The following is a 22,609-nucleotide window of genomic DNA, read 5'->3' as shown; positions in this document are numbered from 1 at the left end:
GCGTGGCAAAAGCTAAAACCGTATACAGCTGCACAGAATGTGGCGCCAGCGAGCCTAAGTGGCAAGGTCAATGCCCAAGCTGCATGGCTTGGAACACGCTGGTTGAAAGCGTAGAAGAAAGCGGCACGTCGACCAATCGCTATGCTAATAAGTTTGAAGGTTTAGCGCAAAGTAGTACTTTGCAAAAGATAAGTAGCATCAAAGCTGCTGATATTGCACGCAAACCAACAGGAATCAGCGAGTTTGACCGTGTGTTGGGTGGCGGTCTAGTTGAAGGTGGTGTGGTTTTGATCGGCGGTGATCCTGGTATCGGTAAATCGACTTTATTGCTACAGGTTTTGTGTCATTTAGGAAAGTCCAGCCAAGCCATTTATGTCAGTGGCGAAGAATCCCCGCAGCAAATCGCCATGCGCGCCAAGCGCTTAGGGCTTGATGCAAGTGAAGTTGAGCTTTTAGCCGAAATTAATCTAGAGAAAATTTTAGCAACGCTTCAAACGCATAAACCTAATATCGCGGTCATTGATTCTATTCAAACCGTCTATTCCGAAGCTTTACAATCCGCGCCAGGTTCAGTGGCGCAGGTGCGTGAATGCTCTGCGCAATTGACCAGAATTGCTAAACAACTAGGCATTACAGTGATATTGGTAGGGCATGTTACCAAAGAGGGCTCATTGGCAGGACCGCGAGTGCTAGAGCATATTGTTGATACCGTTTTGTATTTTGAAGGTGATCAGAATTCTAGTTTTAGACTAATTCGTGCATTCAAAAATCGTTTCGGTGCAGTCAATGAGCTGGGCGTGTTTGCCATGACTGAGCATGGTTTGCGTGAAGTTTCTAATCCATCAGCTTTATTTTTATCGCATCATGAAGGTGAAGTGGCGGGTAGCTGTATTACTGTGACGATGGAAGGTACGCGCCCATTATTGATTGAAATTCAGGCTTTGGTTGATGAAAGCCACGCGCCTAGCCCCAAAAGATTGTGTGTTGGTTTAGAGCAAAATCGTTTAGCGATGTTGTTAGCCGTTTTGCATCGTCATGTTGGCATTCCGTGTTTTGATCAAGACGTCTTTATAAACGCTGTGGGTGGTGTCAAAATTGCTGAGCCTGCGGTCGATTTAGCGGTGATACTTTCAATCGTTTCTTCTTTAAAAAACAAACCATTAGATAACAAACTTATAGTGTTTGGTGAGGTTGGTTTGGCAGGTGAAGTGCGCCCAGTGCAAGGTGGTCAGGTGCGTTTGAAAGAAGCTGCGAAATTGGGTTTTACTAAAGCAATTGTACCTAAAGCGAATGCGCCAAAAGCCAAGATTGCCGGTATGGAAGTGATTGCGGTAGAGCGCCTAGAACAAGCTTTGAACCAACTCAGAAATGGTTAGAAGTTGTAACTAAATTTCATCAGTATTTGTCAGTCTAAGCTATTCGCAATTAAACCCGCACAAGCAATCCCGCTTCTAATTGCACCTTCTATCGTCGCAGGATAATCTGCATACGTGTAATCACCAGCTAAATACAATCGTGGTTGTAGTGTTTTATTGGTTGGTCTTGCTAGGTTTGGCGCGCATGAAAAAGTTGCGCGCTTTTCAGCAATTACTTTGTGCCACAACGGTTTAGGCATGTCTGGAAATGCTTGGTGCAGTTCTTTGGCAATGCGCAATGCCAGGTCATCTTGGCTTAATAATTGATGTTTGCCTGTGGCACTTACAATCACAGCCAGCAAACCATTTTGGTCACAAAGTTGACCTCTATCAAAAACCCATTGTCCCAATGTGCCGGAGAGGCCATACATCACATTTGATAGTTTAAAATCTTGTGGATATTGTAAGTAGATAGTGTAGATAGGTTGGAAGCTATAACTTTGCGTTTGTTTGTATACATTTTGTAGCTTAGGAATCGATTCTATAAGCTTATCTAGCCTAGCTGCTGGTGCGGCAATAACGACATGGCTAAAAAATGCTTTGCCGTCACGTGTAGTTAAGCTAAAGCCATCATTTTCAAGCTCAAGTTGGCGAATACGTCGATTAAGTTTAATTTTTGCGCCATTTTCTTGTAGGTAATGCGCAATGGGATTTGCAATGATTTTTGATAAATCTGAGCGAGGTAATAAAAAATCGCTATTCTTTTTTCTTGTGGTTAACGAGTCGTTAGAGAAGCTGTCTTTTAATACATTCAAGAAAACTTGCGTGCTAGCAATGGCGATTGGCGTGTTAAGCGCGGCTAAACATAAAGGCTCCCATAACATTTCTATGAGCTTTATGGGTTGATTCTGCTCGATTAGATACTGCTCTAATGCTTTGTCACCTGTAATTTGGAAGCGTGTACTTCTCAGGTGAACCATAAACTTAATCGCTGAAATAAGTTCTGGAATGCTTAATCCTTTGCAGGCGATTAGTCCCGCAAGCATGTTCAATGGGCTTGGTAGATAGTTTACAGATTTTAATGAAAAAATAGACTTTACTGGTGCTGCTTGCATGTTAATTTGCAAAGGCACTCGCATGAAAGCTTTCTCTTCGTCCACGCCAACTTTACGCAATAGCTTTAAAGTCTCGCGGTAAGCGCCTAATAAGATATGTTGTCCATTATCTAGCAAATGCATCAAACTGTTATTTTCTACCAACACCGTGCGGGCACGGCCCCCAAGTTGAGAACTAGATTCAAATATCGTGACTTGAAAGCCTTTTTCAATTAAGGCCGCTGCTGCACTTAAGCCTGCACATCCGCCGCCAATAACTGCCACATGCGTATTTGATATATTCATTTAAGTTTTTATCCAAACGTTAAAAGCCAGCAAAATCTTGCGTAATGCGCCTAACGAGGTACGTGAATTTAATACCTTTTGCGCACCGTCCACCTTAATCTCACGCAGTAAAGTACGGTAGATTGCAGCCATCATCAACCCTACACGCTGGTTTTTACGGTCTTCTGCAGGTAACTCACGTAGAGCACGATCATAGTATGTTTCTGCACGTTCAATTTGGTGATCCAAGAGGTTTTTAACAGCGTCCGATTCACGGCTATGCAGAATGTCGTCTTCTGTAACTTTGAATTGGGCTAACTCATCTAAGGGTAAGTAGATACGGTTGCGACGCGCATCTTCGCCTACATCGCGAATGATGTTCGTCAATTGAAATGCCATGCCTAAATCATGGGCATATTTGAGCGTTTTGCGATTACTAAAACCTAATATCTGTGCTGTGAGTAAGCCAACTACGCTGGCAACGCGATAACAGTAAAGCTGTAGTTGCTTGAAGTCTTCATAGCGATTGAATTTTAGATCCATCTCCATGCCGTCTATGACTTCAATGAAATGTTCAGTATCAAGTTGATAAGTTTTAATGGGATTTAATAAAGCTTTAGAAACCGGGTGTTGCGGTTTTCCTTCATATAGGCTTTCAATTTCTGTACGCCACCAGTTAAGCTTGGTTTGCGCAATAGTAAAGTCGGTGCACTCATCTGCAATGTCATCCACTTCGCGACAAAAGGCGTAAAGTGCAGTAATTGCCTCGCGCCTATCTTTAGGCAAAAACATAAAGCTGTAATAGAAGCTTGATCCGCTTTTTGCGGTTTTTTCTTCACAATATTGCTGTGGCGTCATTATCTTTCTTATACTTTCATCAGCGCTTTTAAAAATATTATTAGCCAATCACCATAATTGAGCGTTGGCCTGAAGTTGAATATATCACCATTCACTTTATTTATCTTGGCAATAATGCGCTCGCCACCGGCAATAATCATGCGCATTTCAAAGCCAATGCGACCAGTTAAAATGCGCCCAAGCGGTTTGCCTGAGTAAAGTAGGGCGTTTACTCGATGTAAGTTGAATAGAATAAATTGCTGCCAGTTTTCATCAATCTCTTGTTTGCCATCTACAAAGTCTTGAATTTGTGACTCGGTAATATTAAATGCCTCCATTTCGTCTTGGCATAAGTAAATACGCTGTTTGCCGTCATTTTTCTTAAAATCAATCGCAATATCTTGCAAGAAATTAATGATTTGTAATGCCGTGCAAATGTTATCCGAAAGTTGGATGTTGGCTGTATTAGATTGCCCGTAAAGATGCAATAACAATCTGCCAATCGGATTGGCTGAGCGGGTACAGTAATCAAGCACTTCGTCATAATCTGCATAGCGCGTTTTAGTCACATCTTGACTAAAAGCATCCAGCAAATCATAAAACGGGTCATAAGGCAGTTTTTTTGCCTTAATCATTGCGCCTAAACCAGCGAAGAAGCTAGATTTTGGCTTGATGTAGGCTTGCAATAACTCTAATTCATTACGAAATCCATTAAGCAAATCTAAACGTTGCTCGATGCTTAAGTCACCTTCATCAGCAAAGTCGTCCGCTTGACGAGCAAAGCTGTAAATTAAGCCTATAGGTTCACGTAAATATTGTGGCAGAAACACAGAGGCAACAGGGAAGTTCTCATAATGGCTATTTGCCAATTCCAAACTATTATTGATCACATGATGATCGTTACGGGTGTTGGGTAATTGCTTGTCTGTCATGGTGTGAGTATGCCATAAACTTGATGTTTTTTCGTCGAGAATTGCAGCTTATATCAGGTGATATTCGCTGATTTAAATGTCGGACTTAAGAAAGTTATTGAGCTATTTTTTTATCCTTCTTTATGAGTACACCTTAGGTGTAATTGTGAGATTAGATGTGTTGCGATTAAATACAACACAGTTAATCAACCATAAGGAGAAGTGTAATGAGTTCTAAACCGTTTCAATACAAAAAACAGGCTATTAAAGATTCTCAGCCGTCGATGAATGTTGCTGGTGTTCCTGCTTGGCTTGGCGACACATTTATATCTGCGGATGCGGATAAAAGAATTTGTGCAGGTTTCTTTCGTTTAGAGAAAGGTAATGCTCTAAACTATAGCTATGATTATGAAGAGATGAAGATTGTTGTAGAAGGTACATTTATCATTTCTGATGATACAGGCCAGAAAGTGACTGCAACTGTTGGTGATGTACTTTATTTCCCATCTGGAAGCAATATCAAGTTTGAAACGCCAGACCATGCAATTGGCTTTTTCTGCGGCCAACGCGTGCCACTGTAGGCGCTTGACCATTACCTCTGCAATTTATTTGCAGAGGTAATTTGACTGCTAATTTTAATAAGCTATAAAAATACTCTACGCGCCTGCAATTGTGTAGCTTCCCACTTTAAGTGTTCGTAGTAACCTAAAGCTTCTTTATTCTCAATATCTACCAAAAGTTGCGCACGTGTAGCGCCATTTTCTTTTGCCCAATCTAAAGTTCGCTGAAGCAGTTGTTTGCCTATTCCATGGCTGCGATAGGATGAATGGACCACCATGTCCTCAATCCATGCTGAGGCTGCACCTTGTGCAGTAGAGATTACAAGCTGCGCTGTTACCATTCCAATCACTTTGTCGGCGGTATTCTTAGCTACTTGTACAGTTGCCGTGTTGCGATTTTTAATGATTAACTCTAGCCCTTTTCTTTGTTTAGATAAATCTGGGCTAAAGTCTTTTTCAATGGTAAATAAGTCTGATAACAAGCTAACTAAGTCATCAATGTCAGATTCATTTGCTACTTGATAGTTAATATTTTCCATGAGTTGAATTTTGCCTACTCTTCAAAATTTTCTTTATCAGGTGCATCGTAATGAATAATGGCTAGAAACTTAATCGGCGTTTCAATCAGGTTTTCTGGGCGATGCGGAATCTCACCCTGAAAGGTAAGTGAGTCTCCCTTATTTAATACAAACGTATCTTTACCAACTCTATATTCGAGTGTGCCTTCAAGCATGTGAATAAACTCAGTGCCTGGGTGCTCAAAAGCAGGAAATTCTTCACATGAATCCTCAAGTGAAATTAAGAATGGTTCGAAAGTCTTGTGTGGGCCTTGGTCATATGCTAGCAATTGATAGGTGTGCCCAACTCGCGTGCCTCTTCTAACCACTTCCATGCCTTCACCTTTTTTTACAAGTTGAGCGGCACCACGCGGTAGATTATAGTTTTGAAAGAGTTTAGATAGCGTAACGCCTAATGCATTGGCAAGCTGCTCCAAGGTCTCTAAGCTAGTAGCTGCTAGGCTATTTTCAATCTTACTCAGCATCCCACGACTAATGCCAGCACGCTCAGATACGTCTGCAATGGTTAGATTATGTTCTAGCCTCAGTTGACGTATGGTTGTGCCTAAATGTCGCCCTAGCGATTTATTGCGTTCATCTACTTTTACATCTTCAATTTCTTTTTTTGCAGCCATATAATTGTCCGAAGCTATTAACAATCCGAATATTACAAGAGACTCAGCTTAACTTGTAAATAAATTCTTTTTATTCACTAAAGTTGCAAGAATTATAACAAACATTCACAAAAGTTTCACTCAGGTAATAATAGTTAATGTAAAATTAAAAAAATATTATGTTTTATTGATGTTTCTTGAATGTATGCATTTTATGCATACTAAAAAATGACTTAATTATTAGGAGAGTATTGTGAGTGAACGTATTGTAATGAGAACTGGTGAAGCTTTAGTAGCAGGCGGGCCTCCAGGCACAGCGGCTGAGCCAGAAGTGATCATTGGTGAATTAGATGGGCCTGTTGGAACAGCAATTGCTACTTTGACTGGTGATCAGGTGGCTGGACACACGCGTGTTTTTGCTTTATTGAATACAGATATTCAAGTAAGACCAGTAACGCTGATGGTGAGTAAAGTCACTGTGAAAGAAACTAAATACACCAACATTTTAATGGGCACCGTGCAGGCTGCTATCGCGAATGGTGTACTTGATGCAGTTCGCGCAGGTGATATCCCTAAAGAGCGCGCTAATGATTTGGGTATTATTGTTTCAGTTTGGTTGAATCCAATGGTGACAAAAGACGATAAATTAGACCATAAGATTTTGTTTGATATTCACCGCAAGGCTACTGCAATGGCTATTCACAAAGCCATGAACAATAAACCTGATATTGATTGGTTGCTTGAGAATCAAGACAAAATTACTCATAAGTACTACCAAATGGGTTTGGACGGTAAGCTGTAAGTTATCTGTAGGTCTTAGTCTATTTGTGAGTCTTAGCCCAGTTGAGGCAAGTCTCTAATAAGTCAGCTAGTAAAGGCTTAACCTTCATTGCCAATTCAGCATTGTATTTATATGGAAGATTTTCTTCCATATAAATACATTGGCTCATTTCCAGCTGTAATGCATGTATATTCATTTTAGGCGCTCCATATTGCCTAGTGATGTAGCCACCTTTAAAGCGTCCATTGAATACATGGCTATAAGCTTTAACATGAATCGATTCACGCATGGTTGCTGCCAGTGCATCTTGCAATGAAATGTCACAAGAGCTTGAGTCTGCAGTACCAAAATTCAAATCAGGTAATTTTCCACTAAAGAATCTCGGCACATGTGAAGCAATTGAATGCGCATCCCATAATATGGCTATGCCATGAATAGCCTGTATTCTTTGAAGTTCGGTGGCTAATTTTTGGTGATAAGGTCGCCAGTATTGTTCAATACGGGTTTCTATCTCATTTTCATCTGGCTGTTTCCCATCCATGTATATTGCACTTTTGGCAAAGGTGTCAATTGGGCATAAACCTGTCACGTCCTGACCGGGGTAGAGTGAAGTATTCTCAGGTGATCGATTTAGGTCTATCACATAGCGTGCGTATTCAGCTGATATAACAGAGATATCAAACACTTTCACCATGTCATACAGGATAGGCAAATGCCAATCAACGTCTTGTAAGTTCATCGCTTCGGGCGTAAGTCTGCGTTTAATGTCTTCAGGTATGCCAGTGCCAACATGAGGCATAGAGATTAACAGCGGTGAGTTTCCGCTGCAAAAATGATAAGTTTTATCCATAGCTATCTTTTCCTTTACATATTCTCTTGCTACTACTTTAGTAGTACTTCTAAATTCCTAATTTACCTAACTTATTCATATATATAGTAAACATACTATGACTTTATCATAAGTTTCATTGTAATTAAAAAAGTTTCATTTATGTATTGACATACGATATTGTGATATGGCTTAATACGTCAACAAAGTTTCATACAGATTAAAAAAGTTTATGAAACTTAATGAATGGCAAAGCGGTCGTTAATTACTTTAAAGATTAATAATTAGGTTTCATGGAGTTAAGAAATGCCCTTAAGATTACTTAAATTCGCACTGTCAAAAGAGCATCCAGCACCACGCTTTTTTAAGTCGCACGAGACCCCAAAGAAATCATACGACGTAGTGATTATCGGCGGTGGCGGACATGGATTGGCAGCAGCGTATTACTTGGCTAAAGACCATGGTATTACTAATGTGTGTGTGCTTGAAAAAGGCTACATAGGCGGCGGTAATACAGGTCGCAATACGACCATCGTTCGTTCTAACTATCTCACCCCAGAAGGCGTCAATTTTTATGATGCCAGCGTCAAAATCTACGAAGGACTTTCTGAAGAGTTAGATTTAAATCTTTTCTATTCAACACGCGGTCACTTCACTCTTGCACACACTGAATCAGCGATGCGCACTATGAGATGGCGTGCTGAAGTGAATAAACACGTAGGCGTTGAAAGTCGCGTGGTTGGTCCTGATGAAATCGCTAAAGCTTGTCCTCAGTTAGATTTAAGCTGTAGTGGTCAAGCGCCAATCTTAGGTGCTTTGTTTCATGCGCCTGGTTCAGTGGCTCGTCATGATGGCGTAGCTTGGGGTTATGCACGCGGTGCAGACCGTTTAGGTGCCGAAATTTACCAAAATACTGAAGTGCTTGGTATTGATGTTAAGAATGGCAAGGTCTGCGGTGTTAAGACTAATAAAGGCTATATCGAGACTAAACAAGTGCTATCAGCAGTGGCTGGCTTTACGCCACGTATCACCGAGATGGTAGACCTTGAAACACCGATTGTTATTCATCCATTACAAGCCTGCGTAACTGAGCCTATGAAACCTTGGTTAGACACTATTTTGGTTTCAGGCAGCTTACATGTGTATGTGAGTCAATCTTCTCGCGGAGAGTTAGTGATGGGGTCATCGCTTGACCCTTATGAAGTGCATTCAACGCGCTCTACCTTAGATTTCGTAGAAGGGCTAACTTCTCATATGTTGGACATGTTCCCATTCTTATCAAATGTAAAAGTCGTTCGCCAATGGGCAGGTATGGCTGATATGACGCCAGATTTCGCACCGATTATGGGTAAAACACCTATCGAAGGTTTTTATCTAGATGCAGGTTGGGGTACTTGGGGCTTCAAAGCTACACCTATTAGCGGCAAAACCATGGCACAAACCATTGCAAATGATAGTGCACCAGATTTAATTCACTCATTCCGCTTGTCACGTTTTGAAGATTACGAACTGACTGGGGAAAAGGGTGCGGCGTCAGTGGGCCATTAGCGGCTTATTCATGCGAGTTAAATAATCAGAGGAATATGAAATGAAATTACTCACCTGTCCCATGAATGGAACAAGACCGCTAAGCGAGTTTGTCTTCGGTGGCGAATATAGACAAGCGCCAGATCAGGATACTTGTACTGATGCTGAGTGGGCTGCTTATGTGCATAACCGCAGCGGTGCGCCTGGCGACAAAAAAGAATGGTGGTATCACTCACCAAGCGGCACATGGTTTATTGCAGAGCGCAATACGCTGACAGATAAAGTCACGCGTACCTATCTTCTTGGCCAAAACAATACAACTCAGGAGGAAGGCAAATGATTTTTCGTACACCCAAGCAAGCCGGGGAATGGGTTAACCGAACTAAAAAAATCAACTTCACTTTTGAAGGTGAGGCGTTTTCAGCATTTGAAGGCGATACCATTAGCAGCGCATTGTGGGCTGCTGGTCAAAAAGTATTAGGTCGTAGCTTTAAATACCACCGTGCACGTGGGGTGTTGAGCTTAGCAAACCATGATGTGAACGTTCTTGTGACTGACGGCATAGATACGAATATTCGTGCCGATGTGGTTGAAGTGAAAGAGGGCATGGTATTGACCGCAGTGAATACTAGCGGTGGCGTTAAAAAAGATAAGAATAGCTACATAGATTCAATTTCTCCGCTATTGCCTGTTGGTTTTTACTATAAAGCTTTCCATACGCCACGTCGTTTATTTCCATTTTGGGAAAGCGTCATTCGTAAGGCAGCGGGTTTAGGTATTGTCAATTTTGATTACCCTCGCATCTTAAAACGTAAAACACACTCACATTGTGATGTGCTGGTGATCGGTGCAGGTCCAACAGGTTTAACAGCAGCTTGTACTGCAGCAGAAGCTGGTCTTGAAGTGACGATTGTGGATGAGAACCGTCAGCTTGGCGGCAGCTTAGGCTATAACCGTGCTGGTGACTCAAGCGTGGTTTCACAGCTTGATATTTTATTGGCTAAGGCTGCCAATATGCCAAATATTAAGGTAATGGCAGGTGCTTATGCCGCTGGTTACTACCCAGATCATCTTATTCCTGTAGTAAGCGATTCTGGCATCAACAAAGTACGCGCTAAAGCTGTGATCGTTGCCAGTGGTGCTTTTGAGCAGCCACCAGTATTCAGATACAACGATTTGCCAGGTGTCATGCTAGGCTCTGCAGTGCAGCGTTTAATCTACCGTTACGCAGTGAAACCGTTTAATAATGGCATCGTCGTAACAGCCAACGATTACGGTTATCGTGTTGCCTTAGATTTACTGCAAGCTGGTACTAAGATTGCAGCTTTGGTCGATATGCGCCAAACAGGAAGTGCTGCATATAGTGCTGCACTTGCAAAACGTGGCGTTAAAGTCTATATCGGTCATTGTGTTTATGAAGCGATTGCATCTTCAGATAAATCTGGTGTTCGCGGTGCCGTTATTTGCGCGTATGACGAAAAACAAAATATTGCCTTAACTGATAACAAATTCACGCTCGAGTGTGATGGTATTGCGATGAGCGCAGGCTGGGCACCAGCAGGTGCATTGCTGTATCAAGCCGGTACAGGCATGCAGTTCGATTATGGCGTAGAGCAGTTCGTTCCAAGCCGCTTGCCAAATGGCATGTTCGCGGCAGGTAAAGTGAACGGTGTTTTTGAGCTTGAGCAGCGCGTGCGTGATGGTGTTCGTGCAGCAAATGATGCCATTCGTCATTTAGGTCTGCAAGCCCCACAAAATGAGGCTGAGAAGCATGCTGGGATTTCTCCAAGCCATCCTTACCCTATGGTGCCACATCCTAAAGGTAAGAACTTTGTCGACTTTGACGAAGATATTCAAATCAAAGACTTTGTGAACGCGGCTAAAGAAGGCTTTGACAATATCGAGCTAATGAAGCGCTTTACTACAGTGGGTATGGGTCCTAGCCAAGGTAAGCATTCTAATATGAATGCGATTCGTATCTTAGCTAAGATACGTAGCTTGCCCGTTGAAAAAATCGGCACAACGACATCAAGACCATTCTTCCACCCAACACCAATCGGGCATTTGGGCGGACGAGGCTTCCATTCGCACCGTTTAACTTCCTTGCATGATTGGCATCAGGCAAATGGTGCAGTATTCACAGATATCGGTGCGTGGAAACGTGCAGCTTATTACCCAGCAGCGGATCAGTCTAAAGAAGATGCAATTCAAACTGAAGCGCTTGCAGTGCGTAAAACAGCTGGCATCATTGATGGCAGCTCATTCGGCAAAATTGAAATTCATGGTCCAGATGCAGCTTTGTTCTTAGAACGTTTTTTCACTGGCGTTTATACCGATCAAAAAGTAGGCTCATGCCGTTATGTGATGTTGCTTGATGAGTCAGGTGTAGTCGTTGACGATGGCATAGCAAGCCGCCTTGCTGATGATTTGTTCTATCTTTCTATTGGTACATCTAATGCAGCCGCTGTTTACCGCGAAATGCAACGTTCACAACAGATATGGCAACTCAATCTTGGTTTAGTGAATGTGACAGGGGCTTTTGGTGCTATCAATATTGCCGGCCCAGCTGCGCGTGAAATTCTCTCAACACTGACCGACTTAGACCTTTCCTATGAGTCATTCCCGATGAGTAGTGTGCGTGAAAGCCAAGTAGCTGCTGTAGAAACACGCATGATTAGAGTGGCATTCGTAGCCGATAACGGATATGAGTTACACGCACCAATGGGACAAATACCGCATCTTTGGAATGCTTTGATAGCTGCTGGTAAGAAACACGCTTTACGTCCATTTGGTAGTGATACGCAACGCTTGTTACGTCTTGAAATGGGTCACGCTATGCCAGGGGTTGATACCGACGGCTTAACTAATCCATTTGAAATTGGCGCTGACTGGGCAATCAAAATGAGTAAACCTTATTTTATTGGCCAAAGAAGCTTAACGATTTTAGCTAAACGCCCATTAAGAAAACAATTAGTGCCTTTTGTTTTAGCTGAAAACTACAAAGGCGAAATGCCTATGGATTGTAACTTGGTTGTAGATGGACGCGATATTTTAGGTCGGGTGACGAGTATCAGTTACAGCAAATACCTTGATCGTTGCATAGGTTTTGCCTATGTGACACCTTCTAAAAAAGAAGCAGGTTCAGTATTCCAAATTCGTGTGGATAGTGGCGCATTAGTCGCCGCGACCGTGATTAAAACCCCATTTATTAAGACTTTAAAGGGAGCATGATATGCAGCAGTTTGACGTCAAAAGTATCATCCAAACATCACCTGTAGCGCATGCTCAACCAAGAGAGTCCGCTAAATGGGAAGTGATTAATGGCATGGACACAGCAGTGGAATTTGCGAGTGCAGCGATTGAAGATGCCAGAAAAAAAGTGCTAGGTGTTGCTGATGTAAGTTGCTTATCGCGCTATGGCGTAAAAGGCCCTAACGCAACGCAATGGTTGCTTGAGCGTGGAATTGCGATTCCAACTACGCCTAACTCATGGACGGTATGTGAACAAAAAACTTTGGTTTTACGTCTGGGATCAAGCGAATTCTTGATTGAGGATCAGTTGGGTGGTTCTGCTTGTACTCGATTAGCCAGTGATACAACGCGTGTAGCAAGTGTTTATAAAGTGCCACGTGCAGATGCCGCATTTATTGTCAGTGGTAGCGAAGCGCTTAACTTGTTTTCTGAGCTTTGCTCACTCGATTTACGTGAGAAATCACTTGCTGCAAAAGACCTCATCATGACCCAAGTAGCGGGTATTTCGGCAACAGTGATACGCCAAACCTTAAACGGAGAGCCAGTTTACCGTGTTTGGTGTGATGGTACTTACGGTCCTTATATGTGGGAAGTGCTAATAGAAATTGCTACAGAACTAGGTGGTGGTGCAGTAGGGCTTGCTCAGTATCAGAACTCTTAGTAAAGCTGGAGTTTAGTGTCAGAACAAGAGCTTGCGATAAAAAATAAAGCTAGTGCTGAGAAATCGTTGGAGATGACTTAATTTAAGGTTGATGCGGATACATTTTATTAATGTAGATACATTGGATTTTCAGGGAGAAATGAATGAAAACGTTTGATGAAGCAAAAAAGTTTCTAAAAGATAATGATGTTAAGTACATATTAGCTCAGTTTGTGGATATACATGGTGTTGCTAAGGTTAAGTCAGTGCCTGCCGAGCACCTCGGCAGCATCCTTAAAGGTGGTGCTGGTTTTGCTGGTGGCGCAATTTGGGGTATGGGCATTGCACCAAATGGCCCAGATTATATGGCGGTTGGTGATTTATCAACCCTCACATTGGTGCCTTGGCAACCAGGCTATGCGCGCATTGTTTGTGATGGTCACGTCAATGAAAAGCCTTACGGACATGATTCACGTGTAGTACTCAAAGCGCAAACTGACCGTCTTGCTAAGAATGGCTGGATTCTTTACACAGGGTTAGAGCCTGAATTCTCTTTATTGCGTAAAGATGAAAAAGGCGGTATTCACCCGTATGACTCAACTGATACCTTGCAAAAGCCTTGTTATGACTATAAGAGCATGTCAAAACAATCAGCGTTTTTGGAACGTTTAACAGAAACGTTAATTGCAGCTGGCTTAGATATTTACCAAATTGACCATGAAGATGCAAATGGTCAATTTGAAATCAACTATACCTACGCAGACTGTTTAAAAAGTGCAGATGATTATTTGATGTTCAAAATGGCGGCTAGTCATATTGCCAATGAATTAGGCATGATTTGTTCGTTCATGCCTAAACCTTTTGGTAATCGTCCGGGCAATGGTATGCATATGCATATGTCGATTGGTGACGGCAAGAAAAGCTTGTTCCATGACGATAGCGATACAACAGGCCACGGTTTATCAAAACTAGCGTATCACTTTATGGGCGGTATTCTTGCCCATGCGCCTGCAATCACGGCATTAGCTTGCCCAACTGTTAACTCATATAAACGTCTAGTGGTGAGCCAGTCTCTCACGGGCTCAACATGGGCGCCAGCATATATTTCTTATGGCAATAATAACCGTTCAACGATGGTACGTATTCCATACGGCCGTTTAGAGCTGCGCTTACCGGATGGTAGCTGCAACCCTTATCTAGCAACGGCTGCAGTGATTGCTGCGGGTCTTGATGGTGTTAAACGTGAACTGCATCCAGGTGCTGGTCATGCCAATAACTTATATGACTTATCACCTGCACAAATGCGTGAGCAGGGCATAGGAATATTGCCACAAAGTTTAAGTGAGGCCATAGACGAATTCGAAGGCGATAAAGTCATTCGTGATGCATTGGGTGATTCGCTATCTGAAGAATTTATCAAAATTAAGCGTGCGGAATCAATGGAGTATCAGCGCCATGTTTCTGATTGGGAAATCAATCGCTACGTAGAGTTTTTCTAGATTTTAGTGACTGGTTTTATTGTAAGAGCAAAAATTTAACTATATTTGTAAGGAGAAAAGTATGTGTGGAATTGTCGGATTATTAGTAAGAAATCCCAAATTGCGTGACTCGATTGGTGAGCTCATGATGCCTATGCTAATCGGCATGACTGAGCGTGGGCCTGACTCAGCTGGCATGGCGATGTTTACTGCGCCAGTAGCCGCTGATGCGAGAAAATTCAGCCTGTATTCTGGTGCTACGGATTTCAACTGGACTAAATTAGGCCATGATTTTGAGAAACACTTAAGCATCAAGGCTAAGATTGAACCAAAAGAAAATCATGCTGTGTTAACGACAACGCTTGAGCCAGCAACAGTGAAAATGTGGTTGAAAGAACATTACCCACAATTACATTTGTTGTCTGTTGGTCAGTTAATGGACATCTATAAAGACGTAGGCACACCACAACAAGTGGCTGACCGTTATGACTTTAAAAACTTCAAAGGTACGCACTTGGTTGGTCATACCCGTATGGCAACTGAATCTGCTGTGACGCCTGCACATGCACACCCATTTACAGCTGGTGAAGACTGGTGCCTAGTGCATAACGGTTCTTTATCAAACGCGAATAGCCTACGCCGTAAATTACAAAAAGAAGGTATCGAGTTTGAAACAGATAACGATACTGAAGCTGCTTGCCGCTTTTTGCAATGGCGTATGCGTGAAGGTGACGATCTTAAAACTGCATTGAATCATGGTTTTGAAGAGCTAGATGGTTTTTATACATTGTTAATGGGTACAAGTACTGAGCTTGCTTTAGTGCGTGATCCATATGGCTGCAAACCAGCAATCATTGCTGAACATGATGACTATGTTGCAATTGCTTCTGAGTTCCGCTCATTAGCCCATTTGCCAGATATTAAAAACGCGAAGGTATTCGAGCCTTCACCTAAGGAGATGTATGTATGGAAACTCTAAAATTTGACTTAGACACCAAACCATTACGTGAAGTGAATCAATTCCTTCATGGTGATGCAAGTAGTCTGAATGGGAAAAAAGTTGTCATTGAGAATCCAAATGGCGCGCATAACGTAGCTGTAGGTTTGAAAGCCGAAGTGGACGTGACGATTAAAGGCCACGCTGGCTATTACGCAGCAGGTATGAATCAAATCGCTAAAGTAACCATTGAAGGCAGTGCAGGTAGTGGTGTGGCTGAAAACATGATGTCAGGTGTAGTGCATGTGAAAGGTTTCGCTTCAAATGCTGCTGGCGCAACTGCCAACGGTGGCTTGCTGATCATTGATGGCGATGCTGGCTTACGTACAGGTATTGCAATGAAAGGCGTTGATATTGTAGTGGGTGGTTCAGTGGGTAGCTTCTCAGCTTTCATGGCGCAAGCAGGTAACTTTGTCATATTGGGTGATGCAGGTGAAGGTCTTGGCGACTCAATTTATGAAGCTAAGTTGTTTGTGCGCGGTAAGGTTAAAAGCCTAGGCGCAGATTGCGAAGAGAAAACAATGAATGCGGAAGATAAACAAATTCTAGCTGATTTGTTGAAAAAATCAGGTCACGCAGATGTGAGTCCAGACAGCTTTAAGCAATATGGCTCTGCTCGTACCTTGTACCACTTCCATGTTGATAATGCAGGAGCATACTAAAATGAGCGACAACAGTCATAAAATCCCTCAAACGAAACCGCGTTATTCTGCAACGTTTGATGAATACACCAACTCAGAAATCAGACGTGCTGCCGCAACAGGTATCTACGATATTCGTGGTGCAGGTTCAAAACGCAAATTACCGCACTTTGATGACTTGCTATTCCTTGGCGCATCAGTCAGCCGTTATCCATTAGAAGGTTATCGTGAAAAATGCGGTACTGATGTCGTTTTAGGTACACGTTTTGCTAAAAAACCAATTCATTTAAAAACGCCAGTGACGATTGCTGGTATGAGTTTCGGTTCATTATCAGGCCCGGCTAAAGAGTCATTAGGTCGTGGTGCAACTGCAGCAGGTACAAGTACAACGACTGGTGATGGTGGTATGACACAAGAAGAACGTGGTCACTCTACAACGCTGGTTTATCAATACTTACCTTCACGTTATGGTATGAATCCAGACGATTTACGCAAAGCCGACGCCATTGAGTTAGTGATTGGTCAAGGTGCTAAACCAGGTGGCGGCGGTATGTTGTTAGGTCAAAAAATTACAGCACGTGTGGCAAAAATGCGCTGCTTGCCAGAAGGTATCGACCAACGTTCATCATGTCGCCATCCTGACTGGACTGGTCCAGATGACTTGGAAATTAAAATCGCTGAACTTCGTGAAATTACTGACTGGGAAAAACCAATCTACGTCAAAATTGGTGCGACTCGTCCTTACTTCGACGTAGCGCTTGCTGTTAAAGCCGGTGCAGATGTCATTGTGTTGGATGGTATGCAAGGCGGTACTGCGGCGACTCAAGAAGTATTTATTGAGCATGTGGGTATACCAATCTTGGCGGCGATTCGCCCAGCAGTGAAAGCATTGCAAGACTTAGGGGTTTATCGCAACGGTAAAGACAGCGTACAGCTGATTGTTTCTGGTGGTATCCGTAACGGTGCAGACGTGGCTAAAGCGATTGCTTTAGGTGCTGATGCTGTTGCGATTGGTACAGCAGCTTTGATTGCACTTGGTGACAATGATCCACACCTTGAAGAAGAGTACCAAAAGTTAGGTACAACTGCTGGTGCTTACGATGACTGGCACGAAGGTAAAGATCCTGCAGGTATCACTACGCAAGATCCTGAGTTGATGAAACGTGTTGATCCAATCAAGGCAGGTCATCGCTTGGCTAATTATATTGCAGTGATGACAATGGAAGCTCAAGTCGTTGCACGTGCTTGCGGTAAGTCGCATCTGCATAATCTAGAGCCAGAGGATTTGGTGGCATTAACAATCGAAGCTTCAGCTATGGCACAAGTGCCTTTAGCTGGTACTAGCTGGATTCCAGGAGTTTCTAAATTCTGATTCTTTTCTAAAAGTTTCCCTCCCAATTTTATTGGGCTTTATGAGGGTATGCGTAATGAATAGTTTTTTCTACTTTAAGGCGGGCTTATCCTCCAACTACCAAATTAAGGTAGAAAAAACTTTCATATTAAATGCGCATACTCTCACTTTTTATTTGTGCGGCTTAACCATAGCCGCATTTTTTTCGCCTAGAGGAATAGCTTTATTACCAAACCCATGTCGATACCTAATTAACCTACCATTTTGGTGACTACGGTAATCGTTCTTTCAACAGGTTTTATGTCACACGTTCTATTTCACAAGTATTCCAATTTATAAAAAAATTATGAGGAGAGTGTTATGAGAGATGATAATAAAAAACGAATGAATGACATGTATACACGAGACTGCCTGATGGCTTGGTTCGATGTTGCATTGTTATGGGCAGCTGTAATTTTTGTGCTAATTGCGATATTAGGCATAGTGAAAGACGATAACATTCGCACCGTACTCTACGTGGCTAGCTTTATGTTGATGCTTTTCAATACGGCATCAGTTTTTGCCATGACCAAGCACTTCAAAGAAGATAAAGACTTCATCTATGGTCTAGATCTCAAACACCTAGACGCCAACCGTGCCGCTAAAATCAACCATTAGGAGAACCGTATGAGTAAAAATTATACCCCTCCAAAACAGGGCATGTTCGGTCAGATTTTTGACACAATTTTAGTTTTAGTCTTAGTTTACGCCAGTTTAATGGTGCCATTGCTATTCAAGGCGGAAGCAAAAGCTGAAGCTGCCGCAGCAAATGCGACAGCCGTTGTAAAAGTCAGCTGGGAATCTTTAGGTCAGAATGAGATACAGCAACAGCAATGGGTAAAACTTGGTTATGACCCTGAAAAAGCTGCAACGTTAATTAACAGCAGGTTCGATTACAGCATCGATCCTATGATGTTGATTATCACCATACTTGTGGTTGCTGGCTACTTCATTTTTATGTTGAAGGTGTCAGATAAACAATACCGCGAAGTCATTAGAGAAAAATTCGATAATAAATAGTTGCTCACTTTAAAGGGAGAAATATCATGAAGTTTTGGGATATTCTGGTGTATGCAGCATGGAGCATATCAGCGGTCATGTTGGTTTGGATGGTAGTAGATGCGTTTATGATTTCTTCGCAATACGACGAAGAATATTTGATGAGCTCACGTGAAGGTGGTGAAGATGATGTCGTTCACGGCGTTCATATGGAAGAGGAGCGCACATAATGGCTAAAGAGAAAATTACGACTAGCAGTAGTAAGCCTATCGCCATGCTCAAAGTACTCAATCCATTTCATATATGGGCTTTGGGTGTTGGTATTGTGTTGGTGGGTGAGTTTATGGGCTGGAACTTTACAGTAGGTAAGGGCGGTGCTTACGCTTCGCTGATTGCTTGTTGGGTGATCGGTTTGTTATACACCTGTGTAGCGATGATCGATTCTGAAGTGACTTCAACAGTGGCCGCTGCAGGTGGGCAGTATACGCAGGCTAAGCACATTATTGGCCCACTGATGGCATTTAACGTCGGATTGTACCTAGTGATGGCATACACCATGTTATGTGCTGCTGACGCGCTGGTGGTGGGTGACCTAATGAAGTCAGGCGCAGAGGTGATGGGTTATGCCAACCTTGATACCAAACCGTTCGTGGTGTTGACTGTAGCTTTTCTGGCATGGCTTAACTACCGAGGTGTATTTGCGACATTGACGCTTAATTTGGTCATTACCTTCCTTGCCTTTACTTCTTTAATTGTGCTTTTTCTGGCTGTTGATCCTCTTCATCAAGGCGTTGTATTGCAGCATCAGGCATTGCTTACAGATTTGCCCTATGGCTGGATAGGGGTGGTTGCTGCACTTCAATTTGGTATGTGGTACTACTTGGGTATTGAAGGTACATGTCAGGCGGCAGAAGAAGTTCGCTCAGCAGGTCGTTCTATCCCGCTTGGTACGATGGGCGGCATGATGACCTTGTTAGTTGCTGCGACGATTACATGGTTTGTAGCAACAGGTTTGATGCCTTGGCAATACTTAGGGCAAGCGGTGACGCCTATGTACGATGCGGCAACCTTGTTAGGTAGCAGTCAACTGCAATTGATGTTATTTGTGGCGACAGCGTTTGCAGCAATTGCTTCAGCAAATGGTTGTATCAATGATGCGTCACGCGCTTGGTTCTCGTTAGGTCGTGACCGTTATATGCCAGTGTTCTTTGGTGCCATCCATCCTAAATATCGCACGCCTTATCGTTCAGTACTATTTTTGGTGCCAATCGCGATTTCGTTTGCGTTTACAGGGTTGTTGGATCAAGTGATTACGTTCTCTATCCTATCAGGTTTGCTTGGCTATACGTTTATGACATTTAACATGATTAAATTCAGAAAAATGTGGCCATTGGGTTCGATACACCGTGGTTATATTCACCCGTTCCATCCGATACCAGCGATTACATTGCTAACCTTGTGTTGCGCAACTTATTTTGCAACATTCTTGGGTTATGGTGCTTCACTGTTATCAATCATGGCGTTCTATATCTTGGCATCCATCTGGTTTGTATTGCGTCGTTATAAGTTTGTAAAACGCGCGGACCAATTCACGATGCCTTGGCCTCGTCCAAAAGGTTATTAGCCTTATCAAGTGATGTAAACCATTGGCAGCGGCTTAAACCCCGCTGCCACATAAGGCTTAATATGAATATAGTCGTTTTACTATTACTCATTGTGATGACTGTGATGCTATATCGCAAATATAGTCATGCAGTACGTTACAAGGCCGATGCTAGAGGTCGGATCTTTGACGAGTGTTCACCATTAGTGACAAATGCGCAGCAACGTTTAGACAAAGCAAATTTACCAGTACTTGAAGGTGATTACGACGGTTATAAGGTGTCGCTGAGTATTGTAGAAGATACACTGGGCTGGCGAAAAGTGCCCCCACTATGGCTTCTCATTAAGGTGGAAGCGAACCTGCAAAGTGCTGGCACCTTAGATTTCATCGTTAGGCCTTCTAATAACGAGTTCTATAGCCCTTCATGGCAATGGAACGAAAACTTAGCTATTCCAGCAAATTGGCCACAACATGCCATTCTTAAATATCAACATCAAGCAGTTGCTTTGGCGTTAATTAACACTATCACTCCACAACTCTTTGCCGATGCAAATATGAAGGAGTTATTGATCATGCCTAACTTCACTAGGTTGACTTATATGGTTAAACAGGCTGAGCGGGGCGAATACCTCATCATGCGAAATGCTATTTACGAAAACACGCCTATTTCTAGAGATGTAGTAGAAGCTTTATTAAAGCAGGCTGTCGCTATACGTCAAAGTATAGAAAAAGGTATAGATAACTCAGTAACAGTCCTAAAAAATCAAGCGGCATAAAAAGGCAATCTATGACAACTACCGATAACCAAACCATACAAAAACCTTTAGACGCAAAACTGGTATTACTTGTCGCTATTTTCCTGCCAGGCATGGGGCAGGTAATCAATAATGCACCTAAACGAGGTTTCTTTATGGCGTGTTTTATGATTATTCTCGGGCTTATTACCTTCAACTTAGCGCAACCGCATATTTCGATGATAGGCAAGTTATCCGGTGGAATTTTCATCTATGCGATTTCTATCTTAGATGCCTATTATTGGGCGAAATATCGCATGGAAATATTTTCAAGCGAGCATTAATTAACGCGTTAGCGCTTGTTTGGCATACCTACCCAAACGTAGTAGTACTTAAAGAGAATTGTTAAGAAAGCAGCCAAGAATGAGAATGTATTACGTAAGTTTGACGATAAGTCATCTCCTAACCTTACGTTGAGTAGCAACCTTAAAGGAGGCAAGCAGTTTACATATTGGGTTTGCACTTGCCTCCTTCTTTTTAAGTGTTTTTAAATTGCATCTCAGTACATTATTCAAGCGATTGGTATGAATAAAGTAATTTTAGAAAGTAGATACATATGAATTTGCCTATAGATTTTTCATTACAAGATGTACAAAACTTAGCAGACACTCGCCAACTTGCGATTGATAAAGTAGGTATTCGTGGAATACGTCATCCAGTTATTGTAAAAGATAAGGCTGGCAGTGCTCAGCACACTGTTGCAATGTTTAATATGTACGTGCACTTGCCTAAGCATTTTAAAGGCACGCATATGTCTCGTTTTGTCGAGATACTCAATGAAAATGAGCGTGAAATATCGGTAGAGAGTTTCAAGAGTATCTTGCAAGAAATGGCGATAAGATTGGAAGCGAAATCTGGTCATATCGAAATGACTTTCCCATATTTCATCAATAAATCTGCGCCAGTTTCTGGTGTTAAAAGTTTACTAGATTATGAAGTTACTTTAATTGGCGAGATCAAAAATGGCAAACATGATGTAAAAGTGAAGGTGTTAATTCCCGTCACCAGTCTTTGCCCATGCTCTAAAAAGATTTCAGCTTACGGCGCTCACAACCAGCGCTCCCACGTCACTATTACTATCGCCTTAAAAGAGTTTATGTGGCTTGAAGATATGATCAAGATGGTTGAAGCGCAAGCATCTTCTGAACTTTACGGGCTTCTTAAACGACCAGACGAGAAATATGTGACAGAACTGGCATACGACAATCCAAAATTTGTAGAAGATATGGTGAGAGACATTGCGACCGTATTTAAAAATGATGCACGCGTAAAAAGCTATGTAATTGAATGTGAGAATTTTGAGTCTATACATAACCATTCCGCTTATGCATGTATATCAAGTGAGCAGGCAGTAAGTATGGAAGGTAAACCTGCTAAACCACATGAGACTATGTCTGTAAGTCCATGTGTTTCAAGCGAAAGTGGCTATTGAGAGTAAAAGATGAATAACATTGTTAACCTAAAA

24 protein-coding genes are annotated in these 22,609 nt (G+C 42.3%); 18 read left to right on the top strand and 6 right to left on the bottom strand.

Features of this window, described 5'->3' with window-relative positions; all coding sequences use genetic code 11:
* The first annotated feature begins 2 nt into the window (after window positions 1–2).
* Window positions 3–1,376, top strand: coding sequence for a DNA repair protein RadA (radA, locus tag M301_RS07285; RefSeq protein WP_013148125.1), 1,374 nt, complete (start codon window positions 3–5; stop codon window positions 1,374–1,376).
* Window positions 1,377–1,405: 29 nt separating this feature from the next.
* Here the strand turns inward: radA and hpnE are convergent, their stop codons facing one another.
* The 3 genes from hpnE to hpnC are packed head-to-tail and all read right to left on the bottom strand — an operon-like array spanning window position 1,406 to window position 4,503.
* A complete protein-coding gene (hpnE, locus tag M301_RS07280) occupies window positions 1,406–2,755 on the bottom strand; it encodes a hydroxysqualene dehydroxylase HpnE (RefSeq protein ID WP_013148124.1) in 1,350 nt (449 codons plus the stop codon).
* Window positions 2,756–3,592: a presqualene diphosphate synthase HpnD gene (gene hpnD, locus M301_RS07275; RefSeq protein WP_013148123.1), complete on the bottom strand. Its 837-nt coding sequence runs from the start codon at window positions 3,590–3,592 to the stop codon at window positions 2,756–2,758.
* A gap of 8 nt (window positions 3,593–3,600) precedes the next feature.
* Window positions 3,601–4,503, bottom strand: a complete 903-nt coding sequence (gene hpnC / locus M301_RS07270) for a squalene synthase HpnC (RefSeq protein WP_013148122.1) — start codon at window positions 4,501–4,503, stop codon at window positions 3,601–3,603.
* 206 nt (window positions 4,504–4,709) lie between these two features.
* On the opposite strand from hpnC, the gene M301_RS07265 reads away from it, so the two are divergent.
* Window positions 4,710–5,063: a cupin domain-containing protein gene (locus tag M301_RS07265; RefSeq protein ID WP_013148121.1), complete on the top strand. Its 354-nt coding sequence runs from the start codon at window positions 4,710–4,712 to the stop codon at window positions 5,061–5,063.
* Window positions 5,064–5,125: 62 nt separating this feature from the next.
* Here the strand turns inward: M301_RS07265 and M301_RS07260 are convergent, their stop codons facing one another.
* Window positions 5,126–5,581, bottom strand: a complete 456-nt coding sequence (locus M301_RS07260) for a GNAT family N-acetyltransferase (RefSeq protein ID WP_013148120.1) — start codon at window positions 5,579–5,581, stop codon at window positions 5,126–5,128.
* A 14-nt stretch (window positions 5,582–5,595) separates the two neighbouring features.
* The gene (locus M301_RS07255; RefSeq protein ID WP_013148119.1) at window positions 5,596–6,234 is read right to left on the bottom strand and encodes a helix-turn-helix domain-containing protein; all 639 of its coding nucleotides are present in this window, start codon (window positions 6,232–6,234) and stop codon (window positions 5,596–5,598) included.
* Between the two features lie 232 nt (window positions 6,235–6,466).
* Between M301_RS07255 and fae the strand changes: the two genes are divergently transcribed.
* Window positions 6,467–7,015, top strand: a complete 549-nt coding sequence (gene fae / locus M301_RS07250) for a formaldehyde-activating enzyme (RefSeq protein ID WP_013148118.1) — start codon at window positions 6,467–6,469, stop codon at window positions 7,013–7,015.
* A 19-nt stretch (window positions 7,016–7,034) separates the two neighbouring features.
* Here the strand turns inward: fae and hutG are convergent, their stop codons facing one another.
* Entirely contained in the window at window positions 7,035–7,844 is an 810-nt protein-coding gene (hutG, locus tag M301_RS07245; protein WP_013148117.1) for an N-formylglutamate deformylase, read from the bottom strand.
* Window positions 7,845–8,129: 285 nt separating this feature from the next.
* On the opposite strand from hutG, the gene M301_RS07240 reads away from it, so the two are divergent.
* The 15 genes from M301_RS07240 to folE2 all read left to right on the top strand — a co-directional run bounded on the left by M301_RS07240 (window position 8,130) and on the right by folE2 (window position 22,576).
* Window positions 8,130–9,371, top strand: coding sequence for an FAD-dependent oxidoreductase (locus tag M301_RS07240; protein WP_013148116.1), 1,242 nt, complete (start codon window positions 8,130–8,132; stop codon window positions 9,369–9,371).
* Between the two features lie 40 nt (window positions 9,372–9,411).
* Window positions 9,412–9,690 (top strand): sarcosine oxidase subunit delta, encoded by a 279-nt coding sequence (locus tag M301_RS07235; protein WP_013148115.1) that lies wholly within the window; start codon window positions 9,412–9,414, stop codon window positions 9,688–9,690.
* Window positions 9,687–12,581, top strand: coding sequence for an FAD-dependent oxidoreductase (locus tag M301_RS07230; protein WP_013148114.1), 2,895 nt, complete (start codon window positions 9,687–9,689; stop codon window positions 12,579–12,581). Before M301_RS07235 ends, M301_RS07230 begins: the two co-directional genes overlap by 4 nt.
* 1 nt (window position 12,582) lies before the next feature.
* On the top strand, window positions 12,583–13,263 hold the full coding sequence (locus tag M301_RS07225; RefSeq protein ID WP_013148113.1) for a sarcosine oxidase subunit gamma: 681 nt from the start codon (window positions 12,583–12,585) through the stop codon (window positions 13,261–13,263).
* A 143-nt stretch (window positions 13,264–13,406) separates the two neighbouring features.
* A complete protein-coding gene (glnT, locus tag M301_RS07220; protein ID WP_013148112.1) occupies window positions 13,407–14,741 on the top strand; it encodes a type III glutamate--ammonia ligase in 1,335 nt (444 codons plus the stop codon).
* A gap of 61 nt (window positions 14,742–14,802) precedes the next feature.
* A complete protein-coding gene (locus M301_RS07215) occupies window positions 14,803–15,699 on the top strand; it encodes a class II glutamine amidotransferase (protein WP_013148111.1) in 897 nt (298 codons plus the stop codon).
* The gene (locus M301_RS07210) at window positions 15,687–16,379 is read left to right on the top strand and encodes a GltB/FmdC/FwdC-like GXGXG domain-containing protein (RefSeq protein ID WP_013148110.1); all 693 of its coding nucleotides are present in this window, start codon (window positions 15,687–15,689) and stop codon (window positions 16,377–16,379) included. Before M301_RS07215 ends, M301_RS07210 begins: the two co-directional genes overlap by 13 nt.
* A 1-nt stretch (window position 16,380) precedes the next feature.
* Window positions 16,381–17,730, top strand: a complete 1,350-nt coding sequence (locus M301_RS07205; protein WP_013148109.1) for an FMN-binding glutamate synthase family protein — start codon at window positions 16,381–16,383, stop codon at window positions 17,728–17,730.
* Between the two features lie 339 nt (window positions 17,731–18,069).
* Window positions 18,070–18,366 (top strand): hypothetical protein, encoded by a 297-nt coding sequence (locus M301_RS07200; protein ID WP_013148108.1) that lies wholly within the window; start codon window positions 18,070–18,072, stop codon window positions 18,364–18,366.
* 9 nt (window positions 18,367–18,375) lie between these two features.
* Complete coding sequence (locus M301_RS07195) at window positions 18,376–18,768, top strand: hypothetical protein (protein WP_013148107.1); 393 nt, start codon at window positions 18,376–18,378, stop codon at window positions 18,766–18,768.
* A 26-nt stretch (window positions 18,769–18,794) separates the two neighbouring features.
* Window positions 18,795–18,977 carry a hypothetical protein gene (locus M301_RS07190; RefSeq protein ID WP_013148106.1) on the top strand — a complete coding sequence of 61 codons (183 nt, stop codon included), beginning with the start codon at window positions 18,795–18,797 and terminating at the stop codon, window positions 18,975–18,977.
* Entirely contained in the window at window positions 18,977–20,371 is a 1,395-nt protein-coding gene (locus tag M301_RS07185) for an APC family permease (RefSeq protein ID WP_013148105.1), read from the top strand. The genes M301_RS07190 and M301_RS07185 overlap by 1 nt, the downstream gene beginning before the upstream one ends.
* 62 nt (window positions 20,372–20,433) lie before the next feature.
* Window positions 20,434–21,126: a hypothetical protein gene (locus M301_RS14220; protein ID WP_013148104.1), complete on the top strand. Its 693-nt coding sequence runs from the start codon at window positions 20,434–20,436 to the stop codon at window positions 21,124–21,126.
* Window positions 21,127–21,137: 11 nt separating this feature from the next.
* Window positions 21,138–21,428 carry a hypothetical protein gene (locus M301_RS07175; protein ID WP_013148103.1) on the top strand — a complete coding sequence of 97 codons (291 nt, stop codon included), beginning with the start codon at window positions 21,138–21,140 and terminating at the stop codon, window positions 21,426–21,428.
* A 272-nt stretch (window positions 21,429–21,700) separates the two neighbouring features.
* The gene (folE2, locus tag M301_RS07170) at window positions 21,701–22,576 is read left to right on the top strand and encodes a GTP cyclohydrolase FolE2 (RefSeq protein ID WP_013148102.1); all 876 of its coding nucleotides are present in this window, start codon (window positions 21,701–21,703) and stop codon (window positions 22,574–22,576) included.
* Window positions 22,577–22,609: the final 33 nt, after the last annotated feature.

Source organism: Methylotenera versatilis 301 (assembly GCF_000093025.1).
GTDB lineage: Bacteria > Pseudomonadota > Gammaproteobacteria > Burkholderiales > Methylophilaceae > Methylotenera > Methylotenera versatilis.
This window is presented reverse-complemented; position numbering and strand designations above follow the sequence as displayed.